The sequence below is a fragment of the Tenuifilum sp. genome, from assembly GCF_037481895.1.
Taxonomy (GTDB): Bacteria; Bacteroidota; Bacteroidia; order Bacteroidales; family Tenuifilaceae; genus Tenuifilum; species Tenuifilum osseticum.
Genome location: NZ_JBBFKU010000027.1, coordinates 24,525 through 48,127, shown reverse-complemented (window position 1 = coordinate 48,127; position 23,603 = coordinate 24,525). Strand labels below are relative to the sequence as shown.

The 23,603-nt window shown below is 41.6% G+C and carries 19 protein-coding genes; 12 read left to right on the top strand and 7 right to left on the bottom strand.

The genetic code is table 11. The annotated features are described in order from the left end of the window. Positions 1-346: 346 nt before the first annotated feature. The 4 genes from WHS63_RS09255 to WHS63_RS09240 all read right to left on the bottom strand — a co-directional run bounded on the left by WHS63_RS09255 (position 347) and on the right by WHS63_RS09240 (position 4,927). Entirely contained in the window at positions 347-1,804 is a 1,458-nt protein-coding gene (locus WHS63_RS09255; RefSeq protein WP_445204864.1) for an RtcB family protein, read from the bottom strand. Positions 1,805-1,962: 158 nt separating this feature from the next. Then, positions 1,963-2,562: an RNA polymerase sigma factor gene (locus WHS63_RS09250; protein WP_445204863.1), complete on the bottom strand. Its 600-nt coding sequence runs from the start codon at positions 2,560-2,562 to the stop codon at positions 1,963-1,965. 1,049 nt (positions 2,563-3,611) lie between these two features. Continuing rightward, positions 3,612-4,037, bottom strand: coding sequence for a response regulator (locus WHS63_RS09245; protein ID WP_445204862.1), 426 nt, complete (start codon positions 4,035-4,037; stop codon positions 3,612-3,614). Positions 4,038-4,177: 140 nt separating this feature from the next. Next, on the bottom strand, positions 4,178-4,927 hold the full coding sequence (locus WHS63_RS09240; protein ID WP_445204861.1) for a LytR/AlgR family response regulator transcription factor: 750 nt from the start codon (positions 4,925-4,927) through the stop codon (positions 4,178-4,180). Positions 4,928-5,352: 425 nt separating this feature from the next. Between WHS63_RS09240 and fsa the strand changes: the two genes are divergently transcribed. From fsa to gap, 4 genes are all read left to right on the top strand, one after another. Next, on the top strand, positions 5,353-6,009 hold the full coding sequence (gene fsa, locus WHS63_RS09235) for a fructose-6-phosphate aldolase (RefSeq protein WP_369489680.1): 657 nt from the start codon (positions 5,353-5,355) through the stop codon (positions 6,007-6,009). A 23-nt stretch (positions 6,010-6,032) separates the two neighbouring features. Then, positions 6,033-6,632 carry an L-threonylcarbamoyladenylate synthase gene (locus tag WHS63_RS09230; protein WP_445204860.1) on the top strand — a complete coding sequence of 200 codons (600 nt, stop codon included), beginning with the start codon at positions 6,033-6,035 and terminating at the stop codon, positions 6,630-6,632. 6 nt (positions 6,633-6,638) lie between these two features. Further along, positions 6,639-7,217, top strand: coding sequence for a molybdenum cofactor guanylyltransferase (gene mobA / locus WHS63_RS09225; RefSeq protein WP_445204859.1), 579 nt, complete (start codon positions 6,639-6,641; stop codon positions 7,215-7,217). A gap of 152 nt (positions 7,218-7,369) precedes the next feature. Next, entirely contained in the window at positions 7,370-8,377 is a 1,008-nt protein-coding gene (gene gap / locus WHS63_RS09220; RefSeq protein ID WP_445204858.1) for a type I glyceraldehyde-3-phosphate dehydrogenase, read from the top strand. Between the two features lie 679 nt (positions 8,378-9,056). On the opposite strand, the gene WHS63_RS09215 is transcribed toward gap, so the two are convergent. Further along, positions 9,057-10,307 carry an ABC transporter permease gene (locus WHS63_RS09215; protein ID WP_445204857.1) on the bottom strand — a complete coding sequence of 417 codons (1,251 nt, stop codon included), beginning with the start codon at positions 10,305-10,307 and terminating at the stop codon, positions 9,057-9,059. 121 nt (positions 10,308-10,428) lie between these two features. Here WHS63_RS09215 and WHS63_RS09210 point away from each other — a divergent pair, with 121 nt between their 5' ends. The 6 genes from WHS63_RS09210 (at position 10,429) to omp85 (ending at position 17,176) form a co-directional block, all read left to right on the top strand. Then, on the top strand, positions 10,429-11,469 hold the full coding sequence (locus tag WHS63_RS09210) for an aldehyde dehydrogenase (RefSeq protein ID WP_445204856.1): 1,041 nt from the start codon (positions 10,429-10,431) through the stop codon (positions 11,467-11,469). Positions 11,470-11,540: 71 nt separating this feature from the next. After that, positions 11,541-12,074: an IS1096 element passenger TnpR family protein gene (locus WHS63_RS09205; protein WP_369489687.1), complete on the top strand. Its 534-nt coding sequence runs from the start codon at positions 11,541-11,543 to the stop codon at positions 12,072-12,074. A 40-nt stretch (positions 12,075-12,114) separates the two neighbouring features. Next, entirely contained in the window at positions 12,115-13,035 is a 921-nt protein-coding gene (miaA, locus tag WHS63_RS09200) for a tRNA (adenosine(37)-N6)-dimethylallyltransferase MiaA (protein WP_445204855.1), read from the top strand. Then, positions 13,017-13,742 carry a CBS domain-containing protein gene (locus tag WHS63_RS09195; protein WP_445204854.1) on the top strand — a complete coding sequence of 242 codons (726 nt, stop codon included), beginning with the start codon at positions 13,017-13,019 and terminating at the stop codon, positions 13,740-13,742. Before miaA ends, WHS63_RS09195 begins: the two co-directional genes overlap by 19 nt. Positions 13,743-13,801: 59 nt before the next feature. Beyond that, on the top strand, positions 13,802-15,412 hold the full coding sequence (locus WHS63_RS09190; RefSeq protein ID WP_445204853.1) for a YfcC family protein: 1,611 nt from the start codon (positions 13,802-13,804) through the stop codon (positions 15,410-15,412). Between the two features lie 414 nt (positions 15,413-15,826). After that, positions 15,827-17,176 (top strand): Omp85 family outer membrane protein, encoded by a 1,350-nt coding sequence (gene omp85 / locus WHS63_RS09185; RefSeq protein ID WP_445204852.1) that lies wholly within the window; start codon positions 15,827-15,829, stop codon positions 17,174-17,176. Between the two features lie 41 nt (positions 17,177-17,217). Here omp85 and WHS63_RS09180 read toward each other — a convergent pair whose 3' ends face one another. After that, positions 17,218-18,363, bottom strand: coding sequence for a DUF819 family protein (locus WHS63_RS09180; RefSeq protein ID WP_445204851.1), 1,146 nt, complete (start codon positions 18,361-18,363; stop codon positions 17,218-17,220). A 149-nt stretch (positions 18,364-18,512) separates the two neighbouring features. Here WHS63_RS09180 and WHS63_RS09175 point away from each other — a divergent pair, with 149 nt between their 5' ends. Next, positions 18,513-18,977: a YciI family protein gene (locus tag WHS63_RS09175; RefSeq protein WP_445204850.1), complete on the top strand. Its 465-nt coding sequence runs from the start codon at positions 18,513-18,515 to the stop codon at positions 18,975-18,977. On the opposite strand, the gene WHS63_RS09170 is transcribed toward WHS63_RS09175, so the two are convergent. After that, a complete protein-coding gene (locus WHS63_RS09170) occupies positions 18,974-21,898 on the bottom strand; it encodes a cation:proton antiporter (RefSeq protein WP_445204849.1) in 2,925 nt (974 codons plus the stop codon). The genes WHS63_RS09175 and WHS63_RS09170 overlap by 4 nt on opposite strands. A 246-nt stretch (positions 21,899-22,144) precedes the next feature. On the opposite strand from WHS63_RS09170, the gene WHS63_RS09165 reads away from it, so the two are divergent. Further along, positions 22,145-23,587 carry a sodium:solute symporter family protein gene (locus tag WHS63_RS09165; RefSeq protein WP_445204848.1) on the top strand — a complete coding sequence of 481 codons (1,443 nt, stop codon included), beginning with the start codon at positions 22,145-22,147 and terminating at the stop codon, positions 23,585-23,587. Positions 23,588-23,603 lie beyond the last annotated feature (16 nt).

Here is a 23,603-nt window from a genome sequence, read left to right as displayed (position 1 = left end):
CATGACAATAGATTCTCGAACAACGAGCAACGAAGACCGCTTCCAGCCCCGTAGGGGCGTAATATTTGTAACTCCATGGCTACTCCAACTCTAAAGCGATGCACGCTATGACATTCCAAAGAGCAACACTGAAACGTTGCATCGCAACAGAAAAGAATGGCAAAGAGCGATGCAGAAAACCAATCAAAAATGGAATAAAGGAATGAAGAAACAAAGAGACGCTTTGACGGAGTCTATCCCGATAAGTCGAAACTCTGCATGACAGAGAGATGTTTCGCTAACAGCATGCCAAATAATCCAAACTAAACAACATGGTAAAATTTTTTTCAAACTAGCGAGTTCTGGATTATTCCCAGCGATGTTTCCGTTCCGGGTTAGCCATTCTTACAATTTTGGGGTAGAACTTGGCAAGCACACCTACAAGGTCAGATTGGTGTGCCATAACAGTATCAATATCCTTGTATGCCATTGGCGCCTCATCGAGCCCAGCACCTATAAGTTCCACTCCCCATTTCTCCAGAATGTAGTTAAGATCAGCCTGAGTAAACGTTTGTAGCGCTTTGCTTCTGGACATTTTTCGGCCTGCCCCATGCGATGCCGATGAAAGCGAAGCCGGATTACCCTTGCCTTTTATCACAAAGGCCGGATGAACCATTGAACCTGGAATAATTCCCAGTGAATTCGGATGTGCAGGCGTAGCGCCTTTCCGGTGAACGATGGCCTTACGGCCATCAGGGAGGCTCTCAAACCATGCAAAGTTATGGTGATTTTCAATCATTCTTATGGGACGTACATTCAGTTCACGGGCAACCTTTGCATGGATCTCATGGTGGTTAGCCGATGCGTAATCGCCAGCCAAATTCATGGCAAGCCAGTATTCCTGCCCTTCCTGGCTGTTCAAATCGAGCCAGGCCAAATGGCGGGCTTTGCCGGGTAGCTTCACCTTTTCCATGGCAAGTTTTGAATAGTAAAGAGCTATTTCGCTACCAAATCCCCGCGAACCTGAATGCGATAGCAATGCCAGGTACTTACCGGGTTCAAATCCAAGCAACGGGTCGAACTCTGTAATGCGCAATTCGCCCCATTCCACAAAGTGGTTACCGCCACCCGATGTTCCTAGCTGGCTGTAAGCCAGGTCGCGGAACTGCTTTATTACCTTTGTTGCCGACCATTCCTTTTTGTCAAAAAGTGAAGTGTCAATATGGTTTTTATTCTTACTTCCCACACCAAAAATGGTAGTTCGGAGTAGGATTTGGTTTAACATTTCACTTTTAGTACCTAAAACCTCAGGTTTAATCGGAAAAATCGACATACACATCCGGCAGGCAATATCAACTCCTACAGCATAGGGGATTACAACATTCCCTGTGGTGGCAAGCACTCCGCCAATTGGTAATCCGTATCCCTCGTGGGCATCTGCCATAAGTGCTCCTGCCAGGGCAATGGGCAAACTCATGGCATTTTCCATTTGTTCAATTGCTCCGGGTTCTATGCCATCGGCTCCATAAATGGTGTAGCCAATGGGCTTATGCAATGAAACCTCACCATGAAGTTCATTGCTTTTTGAATCGACACTGGTAATATTCTTAGCCTTAAGGTACTGGGTAAGTGTTTTAAACCGATTGTCGGTATCAATCACTTCGGGAGTTTCAACAGCGTTAATGATGTATTGCAGCAGTTCACCCTTTGTAACACGTTGGCTACGGAGTATTATGTTGGCTTCACGGCAAATAGCAGCAATATCGAAACTCCCTTTCGTTTTCAGGAAGTAAAGTTCTTTGGGTTTTAGCTTGCTCTTGCCCATTTTAAGTAGTATTCAGTGTTCCGTGTGCAGTGTTAAGAGGGAATTTAAGGATAAAGGATAAAGGATAAAGGATAAAGGATAAAGGATAAAGGTTTAGGATTCACTATCAACTATCAACCATCAACTATCAACCATCAACCGCCAACTATCAGCTTTACTTACCAAGCCATTTCGAACTCAAGGCTAAGGTTTTTCTCTTTTACCATTTTCCTCAAATTGATTAGCGCGTAACGCATACGCCCTAATGCTGTGTTAATGCTAACATTGGTAATCTCAGCAATCTCCTTAAAGCTAAGGTCGCCATAAAAGCGTAGCATGACTACCTCTCGCTGGTCATCGGGCAAAAAGTCGATAAGTGCTCGTACTTCGTACAACACGCGTTCATACACCAAGCGTTGTTCAACCGTGGCTTCGGCAAAACGCGGTGTGCTAAAAATATCCATCGGGAAATCGTTGTTGGACACTACGCGGTACTGCTTGTTTTGCCGGAACTGGTCAATAACCAGATTATGCGCAATGCGCATCAGCCACGAGCCAAAACGGTTAGTCTCGGAGTACTTACCTTCCTTAACCGATTTAATGGCCTTTATAAAGGTCTCCTGAAGTATGTCCTCGGCCAACTGGGGTTTTCGTACCATTAGCAGTATATAGGTATATACCTTACGTTCATACCTTTTATATAATACTTCAAGGGCTGAGTTATTGCCCGCAACAAAATCCGACAGAAGCTCGCAGTCGGAACGACTAGTAGTATTCACGGCTACCTCCTTAAATTTGGTTAGCGTGTAGAGCTTCTATCGATAGGCAAATGGTTTTGGGTGGTTAAACATTAATGCAATAATACAAATTATTACAGTTTAATGCAAATTTCTTTTAAATTTATACTAGGTTTAGGTGGAAAAGGTTACACGGGAGATGAAAAGAGAGTGAAGATAGAAGTAAATGGTTAAAGGAGGCTGGTGAACCGTGAACCGTGAGCCGTGAACCGTTAAACGTTAAACGGTGTCTAGTCATGATATGTCGGGATAGACAGTGCCGAGGAATCTCATTAAATAAGGGATGTAGACACAAAGAGATGCTTCGATGAGCTCAGCATGACATCAGGGCTAAATTCTCTTCTGCTAACAACCAACAACCATCAACTATCAACTAAACTGGTATCACAGAGTTACATAATGTAACACGTTGTTTCTCAGAATGGCAATCACGAACAAACATCAACTTTCATTTGTCATCCTGAGCGGCCTGTCCCGCCCTAGCGGGGAGCGAAGGATCTTGGACCGGCCTAATGAGATGTTTCGCTAACGCTCAACATGACAATAGTTTCAGGAATAACCTAGATGACCCCTCTAAATCTCCCCTGAGAGGGGAGACTTTAGCCCTGCAATTAGGTCTCCTAATTGCTTCACCCCTCTCCTGTCAGGAGAGGGGTGGGGGTGAGGTCGTTTTTCACGAACAACGAAAAACGAACAACGAGCAACGTTTCCAGCCCCGTAGGGGCGAAACATTTGTAACACAAAGGCTTAGCCTACGTGAAAAGCGATGCACGCTATGCAAATGCCAAAGAGCAAGGAGGAATCGTTGCATCGCAACAGGAAATCAATGCAAAGAGCAGCAGTAGTATCGAAAAGCAGGATAAAAGCTAAAGGACAAAGGATAAAGGATAAAGGATAAAGGACTTGCCTAGGGAAAAGGGATTTTAGATTCAAGATTCAAGATTATTCAAGAGCGTCTCCCATGATGTGGGATTATTATGTTTTTTGACACCTGATTTTTGATTCCTATTTACAAATTATATTCCAATTGATTAGGAGAGGGTTTTTACCGTGTTTTCAATTTTAATGGCGTTGATATACTTATCAATTACTTGAAGCAGCTCGTAGGCATCAATTGGTTTTGAAACATATGCCACACAGCCAGCCGCCATGCAATTCTCCCTATCGCCGGCCATTACGCAGGCGGTTTGTGCAATAATTGGAATATTGGGATTGTGTTCGTGTATGATTGTTGATGCCTGAATGCCATTCATGCCTTCAAGCTTGATATCCATTAGGATTAGATCAATTGAGTTATTGGTTTTGACAATATCAACAGCCTGTTGCCCATTAGTGGCAAAGTAAAGCTTAGCACCTGTTCGGCCTAAAAGGGCAGTAAGTAGAATGGAACTAGGTTTGTCGTCTTCTACTATTAAAATTTGTTTCCCTTTCCAGTTGAATTGTTCAAACGAGCCCATTTTGTTGTATTTGTAAACCAGGCTCAAGTTAAATTTTTGAAATAAGATGTGGAATAGAGAATTGCGGTTAATGTATGAAATGCGTGTTTTGGTTTACGAAAATGCTTATTTCGGGGTTGAAGTTAAAATTTTTGAAGCAATTATCGATTTTCCAGTGCCTTGAGCTGTTGAGGGGAGCCAGTGATTTTGAAAACCAGGTCGTTTTTTTGAACAATACATGCCTTGTTCCTACGGTCAATTTTAGTTAGATACTTCAGATTTATTATTGCTGAGCGGCTTACACGGAAAAAGGGATACTGAAGTAACTGCTGCTCCACATCTTTAAGAGAAACCGAGACAACCTCATCCTTTCGGGAATGTAAGTGAAGAACAGTATAGCTACCGCTTGCCTCGCACCAGATAATATCATCGGGATCAACAAAAAGAACCCCGTTGCGCATGTTAAACTTAAGTTTAGGAAACTCCTCAAGGTGCTCAAGCAGAAGCTCTGCTTTTGACTTATCGGTTTTGATGCCATTACGTTTTTTTTCACGGTAACGGGCAAGGGTATCATTTATATCGTCAATATCGATGGGTTTAAGCAGATAATCAAAAGCAGCATGCTTAATGGCTTTGATGGCAAACTGATTGTAGGCAGTTACAAATACAACTGTAGGGTTGTAAGGGGTATTGCGTAGCATTTGAATAAGATCAAACCCTGAACCCCCGGGCATTTCTATATCCAGAAAAATAATATCGGGATTATGTTGTTTAATTGATTCAAAGGCTTGTGTAATGTTTTCGCATTTGTCTAAAACCTTTACATCATCGCTACTTTTAAGTAGGAAATCAATCATATCCCTCGAGTTGGGCTCGTCATCAACGATTATAGTTGTAATGGCACTTGGCATTTCAGGTTATTTTTCTGTTATGTTTTTTAAATTAACAACCCTTTAATCAAAGATATAAAACATTTTTGGAATATAAACAAGGATAGTAGCAGATTTTTTTAGTTGATGGTTGATAGTTGATGGTTGATAGTTGATAGTTGATAGTGAAAACACTAAACACCAAACACTAAAAACCCCTGTACACTGCACCCTGTACACTGCACCCTATTCAACATATCCTTCGCTGCGCTCAGGATGACAGGGTAAGTTGATGGTTGACCGATTCCGTTTTACGGTTCACGGTTCACGGTTCACGGTTCACAGCTCACGAACCTCCCCTAGTTTTTCCTTAAATTCAATATCTAGTAAAATCCCATTTTAAATTGCCACATCCGACTAAATTGATTAGTTTTGCATCACAAAATCAAGCTAAAACAGAATAGTATATGAAGTTTTTTATTGACACAGCAAACCTTGATCAAATTCGCGAGGCAAATGATCTTGGCGTTCTTGATGGCGTTACTACCAACCCATCGTTGATGGCAAAGGAGAATATTCGTGGTGCTGAGAACATCAAAAAGCATTACGTAGACATTTGCAACATTGTAAAGGGCGATGTAAGCGCTGAGGTAATTGCAACCGATTATGAGGGGATGATACGTGAGGGTAAGGAGTTGGCTGCCTTGCATCCTCAAATAGTGGTAAAGGTTCCGTGTACCAAGGATGGCATTAAGGCCATCAAGTATTTCACCGATAATGGAATACGTACTAACTGTACTCTTGTGTTTTCAGTTGGACAGGCCTTACTTGCAGCCAAAGCAGGAGCAACATATGTTTCACCATTTATTGGTAGACTCGATGATGTATCGACCGATGGGGTTGAGCTAATCCGCAAAATTGTTGATGTTTACAATTACTACGAGTTTAGCACCCAGGTTTTAGCCGCATCAATCCGTCATACCATGCATATTATCCAGTGTCTTGAGGCTGGCGCCGATGTTGCTACTTGTCCGCTTAGTGCAATTCTTGGTTTACTTAACCACCCATTAACCGATATTGGTTTACAAAAGTTTTTAGATGACTATAAAAAGGTGAATGGCTAATGCCTGAATGCCTCTACATAACAATGCACCCCCAGAACCCCAACCCACGGGATATTGACCGAGTGGTTGCGGTTCTGCAACGGGGTGGTGTTGTTATCTATCCCACCGACACGGTTTACGGTATAGGTTGCGATATTACAAATGTAAAGTCAGTTGAACGGGTTATTAAGCTTAAAGGGCTTAAGCCCAAGGATGCCCATTTTTCATTTATATGTAAGGATTTAAGTAACATTGCCGACTTTGCAAAGGTTAGCAACCCTACATTTAAATTGATGAAAAAGAATTTACCCGGTCCATTTACATTTATCTTACCGGGTTTGCATAGGGTTCCCGATTACTTTTTGAGTAAACGGAAAACAGTTGGCATAAGAATACCCAATCACCAAATACCCTTGGAGTTGGTTGATAGGTTAGGCAATCCTATCCTGACAACATCGCTTAAGGATAGCGATGAGGTTGTAGAGTACACCACCGACCCTGAGCTCATTTATGAAAATTACAAGAACCTTGTAGATGTTGTTATCGATGGAGGTATTGGAGGAAATATCCCTTCAACCATTGTTGATTGCTCAGGCGATGAGCCTGTAATTCTTCGTGAAGGGCTTGGCGAACTGGTTTTCTAGATCATCATGCAAAAGGTATCCCTTGCAATTTTAGCTGGCGGCAAGTCGAGCCGTTTAGGGGGAATTGATAAAGCTCTTATTACGGTTGACGGGATTCCCTTAATAAGCAGAATTTACAATACATTTAGAGCTGAGGTTTCGGAGGTAATTGTAATTTCAAACAGTAACAGGACCTATCCCGTTGATGCACCCATTTTCCCTGATAAAATTCTAAATTGTGGGCCCCTTGGCGGTATCCATAGTGCTTTAACCAATGCTGCTAGCAGCTTGGTTTTAATAGTCTCTGTTGATATGCCATTTGCCAGTAAGGATATATTTCAGCAGCTACTGAACATCTACCAGCAAAGTAATGCCGAGGTTGTAGTCCCCAAACATGGCGATTTTCTGGAACCCTTGTTTGGGTTGTATAGCAAAACACTTGTTTCAAGAATTAACAGTATACTTTCCGACAAACAAGGACATCCAATAACAGAACTTTTAAGCCAGTCAAACACACAATACCTTGAGTTACCTGACGATTTTCAGACACGAATGTGGTTTTATAATATTAATACCCCCGATGACCTAAAGGCCTTAGAGCTATAATTTGTAACCTGCAAACAACCTTTGGTTCTCAACCGTTTGCGTTAAAATTTGTTGAATATTCAAATTTTACATTAACAAATTGTTCAATTTTAAGTACCTTTGTTTGGCTGAATTTTATGCTCACAATTCATAATAACTAACTTTAACTAGCTATGACAAAAATTAAAGTTGCAATCAATGGATTTGGACGAATTGGCCGCAACGTTTTTAAGATTGCGCTTGAGCGTCCCGAACTTGAAGTTGTAGGTATCAACGATTTAACCGATACTAAAACTCTTGCCCACCTGTTAAAGTACGATTCTACCCAGGGTCGCTATGAGGGTAAGGTAGAGTTTGATGCCGAAAACCTAATTGTAAACGGTAAAAAGTACAGGGTAACAGCTGAGCGTTCGCCCCTTAACATCAAGTGGAGCGAAACTCCCGATGTAGTTATTGAATCGACTGGTATTTTTACCAAGCGCGAAAGCGAGAAAGGCGGCTATGGCGACCATATCAAGAATGGCGCTAAAAAGGTAATTCTTTGCGTACCTGCAAAGGATGAAATTGATAGGATGATTGTGCTTGGCGTAAATGATGAGGCATTACAGCCAACTGACCAATGCGTATCCAATGCCAGCTGTACAACCAACTGCTTGGCTCCCGTTGTAAAGGTATTGAACGATGCTTTTGGTGTTGAGCGTGGTTTCATGAACACCATCCACTCATATACCAACGATCAACGTATTCTTGATGCCCCACACAGCGATTTGCGTCGTGCTCGTTCAGCAGCCGTTTCACAGATTCCTACCACTACTGGTGCTGCAAAGGCTGTAGGAAAAGTTATTCCAGAGCTGAAGGGTAAACTCGATGGTCTTGCTGTTCGCGTTCCAACCCCAACCGGTTCACTTGTTGATTTTGTAGCTGTGCTGAAAAAAGAGGTGACCAAGGAAGAGGTTAATGCTGCTATGAAAAAGGCTGCCGAAGGTCCTATGAAGGGTATTCTTGAGTACACTGAGGATCCTATTGTATCGGTTGATATTATCCACAACCCCCACTCATCAATTTTCGATGCTCAGAGCACAATGGTTATTGGCAACATGGTTAAAGTACTTTCATGGTACGATAACGAATGGGGATACTCAAACCGTGTGGTAGATCTAATTCATAAGCTATTTAAATAATAAGCGCTATAAGATTTGAAAAGGCTGCCTTCAAGCAGCCTTTTTTATTGATAGTTGATAGTTAAAATTCTGACATAATCAGTCAATATCATTTAGATAAAAAACAGACCCTCTTTTTGTCATAATGTTGTAGCGAAGGATATCGGGGCAACGGCAAGTGGGTGTAGAAGAGAAAAGAGATGTTTCGGCTGGGCTTAGTATGACAACAGTTTCACGAATCGAGCCACAGCAAGTATCACAGAGTTACACAGTGTAATACGGTGTTACACAGATTGTATGACGAGGCAATCACGAACAACGATACACGAACAACGAACAACGAACGCCGTTTCCAGCCCCGTAGGGGCTAAACATTTGTAACTCCATGGCTACTCCCACATGTATAGCGATGCACGCTATTGAATTCCAAAAAGCAAGGGTGAAGCTTTACATCGCAACGGAAAAGTATGGTAGAGAGCGATTACCTGAAAACCAATCAAAATATAATTAACAGATTTAAGGTAAAAAAAGATACTTCGGCAGCGATCAGCATAGCAAAGGGATATCTTGCTACCACACAATATGACAAATAGCCTTAACTAAACGACACTGATTCATCATTTGATTTTCAAATGACGCCTATAGTTTTAACATCTTTAATTCGTAATGTTGGTTTCAGCAGCACTCCACAGGCTCTGACCTATTCATACCTAAGTGCTTCAATGGGATCGAGTTTCGAGGCCTTTACGGCAGGGAAATAACCCGAGGCCAAGCCAACCAAAAATGAAATTACCAAACCGCCTAGAATCCAACCCCATGGAATTATGAAAGGGCTACTGGTAAGTATGGATACGAGGTTTCCAATCAGAATCCCAAGGAATACACCAAGCAAACCACCAAGCTGACAAATAAGAATTGCCTCAAAGAGGAACTGCTGTTTAATCTCCGACGATTTAGCGCCGATTGCTTTACGGGTGCCTATTTCACGGGTGCGCTCTGCTACCGCTACTAGCATAATATTCATAAGTCCAACCGCTGCACCTATAAGCGTAATGATGCCAATGACTGTGGCTGCAATTGAAACAAACTTTAGATTCTCAATTAGAAGCTTGGCAAGGTTGTCGCTTTTCTCAATGTTAAAATCGCTCTCATCGGTTGCCGAGAGATTCCGTACAATTCGAAAAATACCTTCGGCTTCGCTTACTGCAGCCTCAAGCAGTTTAGGATCGTAGGGTTGTATGCTAATTGAATAGTTCATGTTTGGGCGCGAAAAGAATGCGGCAACGTTAGTGTATGGCAGGTAAACCGAACGGTTTGGACCGCCACCAAATCCTGAACCCTTATTTTTGAGCACCCCAATCACCCTGTACTTACCACTTCCTACATTTATAAACTTATCGATTGGGTTTTCGTTCTTCATAAATAGCTTGTTAGCTACTTCTTGGCCAATAATAGCAACGTGTCGGCTATCCAGTATATCAATTGATGAGAAATTTCGCCCTCGTTCAATTTCAACACCCGATACTTTTATAAATTCCTCATCAACACCCCGAACAGCAATGTTGGGATTAGTTTTTTTGGACATGTACTTAATGGTGCTTGCGCCTGAAGCATACACCGAGATTGACACATCGGCAGGGAATCGGTAATCCTCCTTGAACTGTCGGGCCTGTTGTAGGGAGATGTATGAATAGTTTTTCTTCCTGTATCTACTTCCAGCAATATTTACGTTCATTCCACGACTCTGAATGGTAAAAGTATTTGCACCCATACTGGTGAAAGAGCTGGTCAAGCTACCCTCAATTGATTCAATTGCGGTTAGGATGCCAACTAAAGCCATTATTCCTAATGAGATTATTAGAATGGTAAGAATGGACCTAAGCTTTGTGGCTAGAATTGAGTTTATTGAAATTCGAAAAATTTCGCCGTATAGGGTTAAAATCCGCTTCATGTTATTGAATATTTCTTTTTCAAATTTAGGTATAAGTTTAAACTTTCTGGTTCACTAAAAGCTAAATCATACAAACTGAAACAAAAAATCGATTAGGTTTGCAGTTCAATAAACATTCGACATGAAATTAGGAAAAAGGATTAACGCGTTTGTTAGGCTCGGGCAACAGCTACCCGTTGCGGTTCGTGATCCAAATCAACCGTTAGGACATAATGCCCTTGCTGCTCAACATATTAACCCGTGGTTTACTCCTGAAAATGTGATTTGTGCGGTTGACTCAATTGCCCATGAATGGCTACATACCAATAAACTTGAAGAGTGGATAGAAACATACCCGGAACAATACTTTAACCCAGACCTTAAAAAAAACGTTGGGGTAATAATGGCAGGGAATATTCCCCTGGTTGGATTCCACGATTTTCTTTGTGTCCTCATTGCTGGCCATAAAATCATAATCAAACTTTCGTCAAAGGATGGGGATTTAATGGGTGCTGTTGCTAAAATGCTGATTGACATTGAACCTGCATTTGGCGATTGCATCCAAATTTCCGAAGGCCCTATTAAGGGTTACGATGCGGTTATAGCAACGGGTAGCGACAGCTCAGCGCGCTACTTTGACTTTTACTTCAGGAACTACCCATCGTTGATACGTGGGCATAGGAATGGATTGGCGGTACTGTCGGGCAATGAAACCGACGATGAATTAGCACTACTTTCCAACGATATTTTTACCTATTTTGGCCTAGGATGCAGAAATGTGTCAAAACTACTTGTCCCTGAAGGGTATAATTTTAACAGGCTAATTGGTAGTATGAGTAGGTGGAAAAATCTTGTAAATCACCATAGGTATGCCAATAATTACGAGTATAATAGAACGATACTGTTAATGAACCAAACACCCCACCTCGATACAGGTTTTGCCCTAATTGTACCAAATGAGAAACTCGATGCTCAGGTTGCTACGGTTAACTACCAGGAGTATTCGGGAATTAATTCGGCTATTGATTATATAAAAGTAAACGATTCAAAAATTCAATGCGTTGCTACGCAGCTAAGTATAGACCATAGCCGGAGAGTTCAATTAGGCGATACCCAAAAACCTAAGCTGAACGATTACTCCGACGGAATAGATACCATTGAGTTCTTAGGAACATTAGGGTAAATGGTTTTTTCCTCGAATTTTTTAGAAATGTTCAATATTGATGCTATTTTTGTATTAATAAACTTATTGCGATGATTTACAAGTTTAGAATGCTATCGGACGAGGATGAGCTATTCCTGCGCGATTTTGAGGTAGATGCAGATAGTACTTTTTACACTTTCCATAAGGCCATACAGGAAAACCTAGGTTTTGACCCTGGTCAGCTAGCCTCGTTCTTTTTGGCCGATGAGCAATGGAACAAGGGGATGGAGCTTACGCTGATTGACATGCAGAACGATACCGAGATGGCTGCCATACCCATGGATAAGGTAAAAATTAAGGAGTTGATGTGCAACCGTAGGGAGCGTTTGCTTTACGTGTACGATATTTTTACTGACCGAAGCCTTTTCATTGAGCTAATTGACATACTTGAACCCAATCCTGCTGTGAAATATCCGGTTTGCACCGCATCGGTTGGCGATGCACCTATTCAGCTTGCTGAGGATTTTGCCTTTGAGGAAGATATCCCACTCGAAGAGCCCAATGAAATAGATGATATTTTTGATGAGTATAACGATGAAGATGGGTTGGGCAATTTAGGTTTTGAGGATAAGGATGAGTGGTAACCTACTTCATTTATTCCTTTATTTTAACCTGGGTTGATTAATGTCCTTACCCGATAAATATCTGATTGTTCTTTTGGGACCAACCGGAGTGGGGAAAACGGAGTTGAGCCTTAAATTGGCTAAACACTTCAATACACCAATCATTTCGTGCGATTCCCGTCAGTTTTACCGGGAGATGCGAATAGGTACAGCCTTTCCCACGGAGTGGGAATTATCGCAGGCGCAGCATTACTTTATTGGGCACAAGTCAGTTACTGAACGTTACAGCTGTGGCATGTTTGAGCTCGAGGCACTCGACTTGCTCAAGCAAATCTACCTTAGCAACGATTTTGCAATACTTGTAGGCGGTTCAGGACTTTACATTGATGCGCTTCTAAATGGAATTGACGATTTTCCTACACCTGACCCTGAACTGAGAAAGATGTTACAGCAACAGCTAAAAACCGAGGGTATTGAGAGCTTAAGGCATCAGCTTAAAATACTTGACCCAGAATACTACAATCAGGTTGATTTGAAGAATCCTCAAAGGGTATTAAAGGCTGTTGAGGTTTGCCTGCAAACAGGCAAAACCTTTAGCTCATTTTTAACCGCACCCAAAAAGGAGCGACCATTCATACCCATAAAAATTGGTTTAACCCGACCCCGCGAAGAGTTGTATGAGCGAATAAATAAAAGGGTTGACCAAATGATTGAGCAGGGTTTGGTTGATGAGGTAAAGCAACTTGTAGGTTTTAGAAATTATAATGCCCTTAATACAGTTGGTTACAAGGAGATATTTCAATATCTCGACGGTGAAATAACCCTTGAACAGGCTATAGAACTTATTAAGCGGAATACACGTCGGTATGCCAAACGGCAGTTGACATGGTGGGCTAGGGACAACGAGATTTGTTGGTTTAACCCCGATAATCAAACCGAAATAATAGAATATATCGAAAGGTTATGCAGAACGAAGAACTAGCTAATAAGCGCAATTCCGAAATATTCCTTGAGGTTTTCACTGAAATTGAGCGGAGCCTGAAGGAAATATGCAAGGATGAGTATACTACCAATTTTTCGGACTTGCTGCGCAAAGCTCGTAGCTTAAACCAGGTTGTGAATTACTATGCATCGGATTTAAAGGAATTCTCGCAGCTTAGGAATGCAATAGTTCATACCCGCAGGCAGAATTTTATAATTGCTGAGCCCCACCCGGATGTTGTGCGGGAAGTTATTCACATCAAAAACCTGCTGCAAAACCCGCCGGTTGTGAAAACAGTAATGAAGTTAAATCCCTATAGTGTATCACCCAGTGCTTCGGTAAAGGAGGTTTTAACCACCTTCGCCGAAAAGGGATTCATGCGATGCCCGGTAGTGGAAAACGGCAAAATAATCGGACTTATTACAGCCAAAACCATTGCGCGATGGTTGGTTAATAGTTCTGGAATAATTGATAACACTCAGGTTAGTCAACTTTTAAATTATATCGATGATGACGATTACTGCATAGTATCGGAAAATACCGATGTTGTATCGTTGATAGGCCTTTTCAATAATTCAGTCCGAAATGGTGCTTACCTGCAAGCGGCTTTAGTGACGCAGAACGGTAAACCCGACAGTTTACTGGTTGGAATTATAACCCCAAGCGATTTCCCTTCTATAATTGGGCAATTAAAAGTTAAACATTAGTTTTGTACGGATTAGGGGCAATTAGCCTTGAAACCGTATTACATCAAAACACTATGAACATGGAACAGGAAAAGAAAAAGCGCGAATTTCCGCATACCTATGTAATTATTTTTGCTCTTATTGTTTTTGCTGCGGTTTTGACCTGGTTTGTACCGGGGGGAGAATTTGCCAGGGAGGTAAAGAACGTTAATGGTATCGACCGTGAGGTAATTGTCCCGGGTTCCTTCCACCAGGTTGATAATCAACCACAGACCTGGCAAGTGTTTACATCTATTTTTCAGGGAATGAAGCGGACTTACGATATCATTTTTTACATTCTAATGATTGGTGGGGCATTTTGGTTGCTCAATGAGAGTAAGGCGCTTGATGTTGCTATTCTTTCGTTCCTAAACTTTACCAAACGTATTGAGCGGTTTAAACCGCTAAAGGTGATTGGAGTCGATAACCTGGTTATAGCTCTAATTATGATTTGCTTCAGCTTTTTTGGGGCGGTAATTGGTATGAGCGAGGAAACCATTGCTTTTGTTGTGATTTTTGTACCACTTGCCATAAGTATGGGCTATGATTCCATTGTGGGAATAAGCTTATGTTTCCTGGGTGCGGGTTTAGGCTTTGCAAGCGCCTTACTAAATCCTTTTACCATTGGTATTGCTCAGGGTTTGTCGGGGATTCAGCTATTTTCGGGCATTGAGTACAGGTTTGTTATATGGTTGGTTATCAACACTATAGGCATTGGCTATGTGATTTGGTATGCCCGTAGGATTAAAAAGAATCCAAAACTATCGCCCGTTTATGAAATTGATGAGTACTGGAGGCACAAAGCAGCTCATGAGGAGAACGGAACCAAATCAAAACCTGGCAAGAGCGCATGGGCTACATTTATTGGGCTAGCGGTAGTTTTTGCCATTTTTTCATACTATTACCCAATAAGCCATTTGGTTGTGGGGCAAAGCATCATCTCTGTACCAATTATTCCGATTGCTACGGTTGTATGGATTTTAGTTGGAATTTTGGCGCTAAGACATTCGGTTCAGCTTTTCATAGTTAATATACTGCTTTTCACCATTCTATTTTTGATAGTGGGTGTAATGGGATATGGCTGGTATATCAAGGAGATAGCAACACTCTTCCTGGTGATGGGTTTGCTGGCTGGGATTGCATTTGGGAAAAATGCAAACGACCTTGCACGTTCGTTTATTGCTGGAGCAAAGGATATCATGTCGGCAGCACTTGTTGTTGGTTTGGCAAGTGGTATTGTTGTAATACTGGAGCAAGGGCGTATAATCGATTCATTGCTGAACTACTCGGCCGAAGCTATGATGGGTTATGGTAAGGTTACGTCAATTGCCATTATGTATGTATTTTACAACCTATTGAACCTCATAATTGCATCGGGTTCGGCTAAGGCTGCGCTTACCATTCCATTGATGTCGCAGTTTTCCGATTTAATTGGGATAAGCCGTCAAACCACGGTAACGGTTTACCAGCTAGGTGGAGGTTTCACAAACCTGATAACTCCAACATCGGGGGTAATGGTTGGAGTGCTTAGCATTGCCCGTATTCCTTACAACAAGTGGTTTAGGTGGTTCCTTCCTTTAATGATAATACTTATTATTACCGGATTCCTACTACTTCTACCAACTCTGTTCGTTCCGCTTAGCGGATTCTAGAAGAAGTGGTCAGGAATTACTGTGAAATTCTGAAACAGGTGTGATGAACATTAAAAACCTGCAATGCGGGGCGGTAACTTTTTATTCCATGTTCATACCCAATCCATCTTATTTCCTGTAAAAATGTTACCGCCTCTCCATTTTCATCAGCCCAAATTATTTTGTTAATTCATGGAACTTCGGTTTAGCTGTTCACTTTTCACTATTCCTCTAACTCCCTCTAACTTCCTCACATTCTATCTATTCCGACTCATTCCGACTCATTCAGGTTCATTCCAACTCATTCCTCTAAAATTAGCCCATTTGAATTTGTTAATTCATGGAACTTCGGTTTAAATATTTCTATTCATTCTATTAGTTGTATCTACCTATTAAAAAAATCCTTAGTTTTGAGAAAACCTTAAAACTAAACCTATGAGGAAGTTAATACTACTTGCTGCGATACTATTTACCGTTACGGGACTATTTGCCCAGCAAACCAGCGATGACAAAAAAGCTGAAAAAGTAAAATCGGGTTGGAATGTTGGAGGGTTACCCGTGGTAGCCTACGATACCGACCTGGGTTTTGAGTATGGAGCATTGGTAAACCTTTTCCACTACGGCGATGGTACAATTTACCCCAAGTACAAGCATAACGTTTATGCTGAGGTTTCGCGCTTCACTAAGGGTAGTGGTATAAACCGATTGTTTTACGATTCAAAGTATGTTATCCCCGGGCTCAGGGTAACTGCTGACCTTTCGTATTTAACTGATAAGATGTACGACTTTTATGGTTTTAACGGATACGAATCGGTATTCAATTTGGACTGGGCTGATGATGAAAGCGCCGATTACCGAAGCCGTGCATTCTATAAGTACGATAGGAAACTGTTGAGGTTTACTACCGACCTGCAAGGGAAACTAAAAAACGAAAAGTTTGGTTGGGTTGCCGGTATAGGCCTGTATGATTTTAAAATTGATACGGTTGATGTTGACAAGCTGAATAGGGGGAAAGATGAAGCCGATAAGTTACCCTATGTAGGTGGCGGACTTTACCAGCGCTACATTAACTGGGGATTGATTGGTGAAGATGAAAAGAATGGTGGATTTGTTACCTACCTGAAAGTTGGTGCGGTTTACGATACTCGCGATAACGAACCCAATCCCATGAAAGGGATGTGGACCGAGGCGGTTATAACCTATGCTCCGTCGTTTTTAGGCATTGGAAGTAAGTACCAGCATGCAAAGCTAAGTATTATTCACCGCCAGTATTTCACATTAGTTCCTGAGAGGCTATCGTTTGTTTACAGGCTGGGTTATCAGGGAACCCTTTTCGGGACATGCCCGTTCTACCTACAACCCAACATGACAACAATTTTCTTAAGGGGCGCAACCAACGAGGGGCTTGGTGGTGCTAAAAGCTTGCGTGGTATAATTCGTAACCGGGTAGTGGGCGATGGAATTGCCTATGGTAACTTTGAAATGCGTTGGAAGTTCGCTCGCTTTCACTTCATCAACCAAAACTTTTACCTATCGCTTAACGCTTTTGTAGATGGTGGTCAGGTGGTACGTAAAGTTGATGTTGAGGTACCCAATTTTATTGAGGTTCCATACTCCCCATCGGATTACTTTAGCAATGACAAAGAGAAATTGCATACCAGTTGGGGACTTGGCTTGCGTGTTGTGATGAACCAAAACTTTGTAATTGCAGTTGACCATGGTCGCGCTATGACCAAGGACGATGGACTGTCAGGAACCTACATTGGACTTAACTTTTTATTCTAGCTGCTAACTGAAATTTTAAAGCCGGCCAAAGGCCGGCTTTTTTATTGAATGGTTTTTAGAAGCTCGGCTATGGCAAACCCAAGGTAATTTCCTACAGCATAGCCAATAATTCCAATCGTTATCCCCGATAGAATTACTTTTCGATTGTTAATTGCTGCAGCAACAACCGGAACAAATGGAGGAGAACAGATTAGAGCTGTGGAGGTGATTATGGTGGTATCGGCATCTACCTTGAATATTTTTCCTAGTACAACCTGAAGGAATAGCGAACCAAATACTGCAAGGGTAATGTATCCAAATAACCCGGGTGTTAAGCCGGCAAACCGGCTTATATCGGCCATGGAGGCTACAACCACACTAAATATAAGTATAAGGTACATCCCCGATTCAAAGGTTTTCTCAATGGCGTTTATCTTTTTAAAGGTTGATGCAACGATACTTAAAGTGGTAATGGTAAGTATAACAACCACAACCTGGCTATTTTTAGGCACCAAAAGCGATAAACCACCAGCAATGGCGAAAATAAGTATAGTTAATCCGTATGCTTTTAGCAAGGGGTAAAATATTTCACGCTTGAAAATTCCCCAGAATGGGTCGCTGCCGTTAGTGTACTCAACTTCCTCCATGTTATCATCCTTGAAGGCTGGCAGGAATAGCGAGAAGAACTTTTTCCCAACAGTCATTAAAAACGCAAGGAAAACTGTGGAAATTATCATGTCGTAGGTATGGGTAAGGATATAAACATCGGGATCAACATTTAGCATCATTTTGAGCGATGCTAGGTTGGGAGTACCTCCTGTATATACTCCAATAAGCATTCCGCTTACTTTCCATAAATCAGCCATTCCTTTGCCCATGAAAATAAAGTAACCTGCAATTACAATTGCTACTACCGATGTTATTCCGATTAATAGCGATACCATGGCTTTACCTGCCATGCTTTTCCATTGCTTCAGGTTTGAGGAGAAGAGCAACAATGGAATGGCTAGTGGAACCGTTATGGTTGTTAGGGTATCCTGAATACCTCCAGCCCATTCGGGTAAAATACCAATGTTACCTACTATTAACCCCACCAGGTATGCAATAAATACAGCCCCTAATTTGTTAACAAAAGGAAACTTATGACATAGATGAAGAATAACAAACGGAACTAATAAGTAGAATAAAACAAGTAAAATTTGAGCCATTGTAAATTGATTTTAAAACCGGTTGTAAGTATAGCAATTTTTTTAAAAAAACTGTTGATAAATAAATACGAGCTTTCAGGTTGCATAATTAACATTTTTTAATTAACTTGGCTTGATTTTTTATACAGATAAGAATAAAGTTGCAGAAAATGAGGTTGTTTTGCTTTTCGGCGTTGCTAATTCTTTTTGCAACCACTACTCAGGCACAGGGTCAAACCCCTGTTTCCAATTACAACAAAGCCCTTGCCGACTCCCTTGGAGCCGATGAGTATGGTATGAAGTGGTATGTGATGGTTATGCTTAAGACTGGTTCAAAACAGATAAAGAGTCGCGACTCGCTCCAGTGGCTATACAAGGGACATGTTGATGCAATAAATGAGATGACAAACAGCGGAACGCTCATAGTTACAGGGCCAATGGGTAAGAATGATAAAAACTTCAGGAGCTTTTACATTCTTAACACAAGCAAAACAGAAGAGGCTCAAAAATTGATGAATGCCAATCCTGCAGTAAAATTCGGATTGTTCGATGCGGAGTATTTCTTTTGGTATGGCCCCGCTGCTTTGCCTACATACAAGCGTTTTCAGCCCATGGTTGAGGCTAAAAAGCCTTAAGGTAAAATAAGGGCTAAAGCATCGCCTTTACTTCTAAAGTTACACTCGTCAAGTATTGCCGGTGCAGTGAACAAGGTATCCTGCTCTTCAGTAATAGCCTGACCCTTAACCAGAATACATGCTGAACCTGAAAAACGGTGTTTTTCACCATCATTCAGCTCAAATAGCTCTGCATTTCGGACAAGGGTTCTGAGCTTACGGATGGATTGTTCACTAAATTTTTCGTTTTGTTTAAGAAGCTCAAGAGCGATATCGGCAGAAGCGCTGAATTGCAGCAAACGATTTGTTTCAGGAAACTTGCTGGTAAGCAACTTAATGGTTGAAGTGTTTATTTTGATCAGTGTAACAGGGGTCTCAGCAGTAAAGGTGTAACGTAGCTTAGAAGATATAAGCCACTCGTATGCCCCAAAAACATCGGAAATCTCCTTTACGCCGGTTAGGGTATCGGATTTATAGTAATTTACCGTACCATTGATGATTATATAAATACCATCGGGCTCAGAGTCCTGTTTAGCTATGACACTTCCTTCGGGGTAAATTTTTAGCTGCCCTTTAGTGATTAGGAACTGCTGGGCATCTTTTGATAGATTGTTTAAGCCGGGAGTATTCCTAAGAGCAGCAGCCACCTTTAGTTCTGTGTTCTCCTTTAGGGAGGTGTCAATTAGTTGCTTCATTGAGGAGTGTATATATGCCTGAATTCGTTCCACCTCATCGGGTTCCAGGCGTCCCTGTTTCTTTAAACGTTCTAACATTTCTTCCTGTTGGTTCAGGAGTGAGCGCGAAGCAAGTAAGGTTTCAATACTCCTACAAATATCTGGGTATTTCTCCCTTAAATTTCGGAGGAAGGTTTGCCCAGTAATGCGGTTCTCGTTTAGCTCATCTTCAAGGGCGCTAAGTAGTTCAGTTTCTTTTGACGACTCCGCTACCCCTAATGAGAAGCCGATAATAAGGCTCGATAGTGATTTTTGGTTCTCTTCCTGAGCGGCCACAAAGGCTCTGGCACAATCATAACTCAATGCTAAACGGTTCAGGAATTTACGTTTCCAAATTCTGCCAACTAGCGGGAGATTCTGAAGCTTAGCTATTGTTTTGGGTGTAGTCCAAATATTTTCGATATCCTGTCGTTCCGAAAGGGGAATTTTTCCGCCAAAATCGAGCAGGGCATCAATTTGGTCAGAGAGTAGGTTTACCCCTTCGGAGCTAAGCATACCCATGCTGAACTGTCGCCAGTAACTTTCCTTCTCCTTCTGGAGCAGACGTTTACGGGTTTCAGCAATGGCATCTTCCAGGTTAAAGTGTTGAGGTTTTTCCTCCACCGCATTGGCATCAATAAGGAAACTCGATACTTTGTCCCAATCGGCTCCGGACATGTACCTATTTTCTTTGAGCTTTTCAATTTCCTTCTCGCCGCTTAGCCTAATTTGTTGTAACGATTGCATCATAAGGCCTGCCTTGATATCGCCAATTTTGGAGAGGCCAAGCATATCAATAAGCCATCGAACCGTAGTTGCGTTTATAAGTGAAGTCAAAATAACAATACCGGCAGTAAGTGATAGTAGCTGGTTGCGGGGTTCAAAGGGGATTCGGCTATCAATGGCAACAATCAGTGCTAAGGCAAGCGCTACAGCGCCCCTTAGTCCACCCCACCATAGAACAATTGAATCTTTAAAGGCTATACCATATCCAATTCGGCGCATCAGGGGGTAAAAAACGTAGATGGTTCCAAGGCGTGCAATATGAATGGAAATATATACCAGAAGCAAAACTTTAAGGTCGCTTAAAGTGTAGTTAACCTGTTGCGCAATAACTACACCAACTATGATGAAAATTAGGGTGTTTGCAATAAATGCTGCCAACTCCCAGAACTCATGAAGGAAGTGGGTAACCTCAGGGCTGACTTTTGTTTTTCCTGGCCCTGCCATGGAAATACCCAATGTTACCACAGCAATAACACCCGATACGTGCAAAACCGATTCGGCAATGTAGAACGACAGGTAAGCAGCCCCAATCACCACAGTTATCTCAATTAACGCATCGTTAAATACTTTCTTAAGCCACGAAAGTATTCCCCAACCGATGACTGCACCCACAAGCACACCGCCCAACGAAACCTTCAAAAACTCAACAAAGGCATTGCCTCCAGCCTCGCCTGTAATTAGGCCAAATATGGTCATAAAGAATACGATAGCGGTACCATCGTTAAGCATCGACTCGCTTTCGGTAATGGTTGAAAGCCTTTTGCTTGCTCCTACTTCCTTAAGAATAGCCACAACAGCCACTGGGTCGGTTGCGCTGATTATGGCGCCAAATAGGAAGGCAAGTAGTATTGTCCACTCGTTTAAGCCAATGCCCATCGATTTGATGAGCAGAAGAGCAAAAGCTGTTATCACAATTGCAACCATTATACCGGGAACGGCAAGTATTACCGCATTAACCAACGATTTTTTAAAGGTGTGTATGTGAAGGGCATAGGCTGCCTCGAAAATAAGGGTTGGCAGGAAGAGGTAAAGAATCAGGTGCGGGTCGATATTTCCTGCCCATTGAACCGCTTGCCCAATAATACCCAATCCAACAGCCTGTAGAACATCAAATCGGGTAAGCAACCCTAAAATCAGTCCAATAATTAAAAGCATAATGGTGTATGGTAATAGCCCTTTGCTTAACAGGTGCCGAGTAGCAGTTCCAATAAACAACGATAGAATAATGAAAAGAAAAGGGGCAAGGTTTAGGCCGTGCCCTTCATGCGAGCCTTCTGTTACTTCACCTTGGTTCTCAATTTCAGAAGCCATATTGGTTGCATGAACAGCCTCAGTTTGACTCTTGTGTGATAAACTATCGTTTTTAACATGCTCTTTTTGAATGGCAAACCCCAAATTCAGGCTTAGGGCTAATATTGTCAATAGAATAAGCAATCTTTTCATACCAAATGAATATTTTAAGCAATTTACGAAAAAAGGAGTGCAAGTCAAATATTTGTTTAATTCAGCAACCATTTGTTTAGATAGTTAGGAATAGTTTCCATATCAGGTAGTTTTGGTTACATTTTGAAACAAAAATTAAGGAATGGGTAAAAAAATGTTAAAAAATATATGATAGGGTGATAAATATTTGATTAATTTGGCAGCCAAATTTTAAAAACATAAATACTAAAAAACTGATAATTTCTTATGGAAGCTTTACTTGGTAACATTTACTTTTGGATTGTTATTGCATACTTTGCAATAGTAGTAGGGGTATCGTTTTTAACCCGGAAAGTGGCATCGCGTTCGGTTGCCGATTACTTGGTTGCGGGCCGGAACCTTGGAATTATGCTATGTTCAGTGGTTGTTGCTGCTGAATGGCTAGGCGGTATGAGCACTATTGGCGTTAGCGAAAAGGCCTTTCAGAAGCTATCGTTTCAGCCTATCCTTTACAACGTGGCTACTTCAATAGGTATGATAATCATTGGTTTTACCGTAGCTAAGCATTACCGCAAAAACAATGTTCATACTGTAAGTGAAATGCTGGAGCATCTCTTTGGCATTCATGCTAAAAGGGTTTCGGCAATTGCATTTCTAATTGCATACATAACGTTGGCATACGTTCAGCTCCAAACCGCAACCAGTGTTATGAGCTCAATTTTCCAGATTGATTGGCTCACCTCAGTAATTATTGGGGCAGGTGTTATTACCCTTTATACCTACATTGGAGGAATGCATGCTTTAGCCATTACCTCAATAGTTCACCTAATTGTTATGTTTGTTGGACTTGGAACAGCAATGGTAATAGGTGTTGTAAAAATTGGAGGTTTTGCACATCTACAGGAATTGCTTGCCGCTAAAGGTGCGGTGGGAAGCATCTATAACCCCTTTGGTGTTAGCTTTAACGAGGCTTTCAGTTTGCTTCTTGGAGGAGTTCTTGGCGGAATGGCCGCTCAGGCAAGCATTCAGCCAATTTTTGCTGCCCGAACCCCTGAAGTTGCCAAGAAAGCTTCAATTCTATCCAGTGCATATATTGCTCCGTTTGGGGTAATGACTGCTATACTGGGTCTAATTGCAGCTACTGGTGTTTTTGAAATTGGCGCTAGCGCTCCTTCTTTCTCAGCAAAAGTTGCAATGACTAACCTTTTGGTAAACCCACAGTTCATTCATCCCATTTTGGGTGGATTAGCCCTGGCAGGTATTTTGGCAGCAATTCTCTCAACTGTTGGGCCTGTTAACTTTGCTGTAGTTACCATTGCTACTAAAGATATCTATCATGGTTTTATTAACCCTGAGGCCGATGAGCAAAAGGTACTGCAAATTGCTCGTCGCCTGGTTATCATTGTTAGTCTTATTACTATTCCACTGGCATACTACTTTAAGGCTGGAGTGCTCGATTCAGCCTATATAAGCTATGCAATTCGTGCTATTGGTGCAATTGTAATTATTGCCGGTATTTATTTCAGAGGGTGGATTGATGTTTTTACTGTAAAACTTGCATTTATCGGTGGTACAATAGCCGTATTCCTATGTATTGTAGCCGATAAGCTTAACTGGTTCCATCTCGATAAAACCTATGGAGCAGTTCTTTTCGCTTTAGCTGCCTTAGTATTTGGATATATCCGCAGAAAGTTTTTTGTAAAGGAGTAATTAACACTCGCAGATA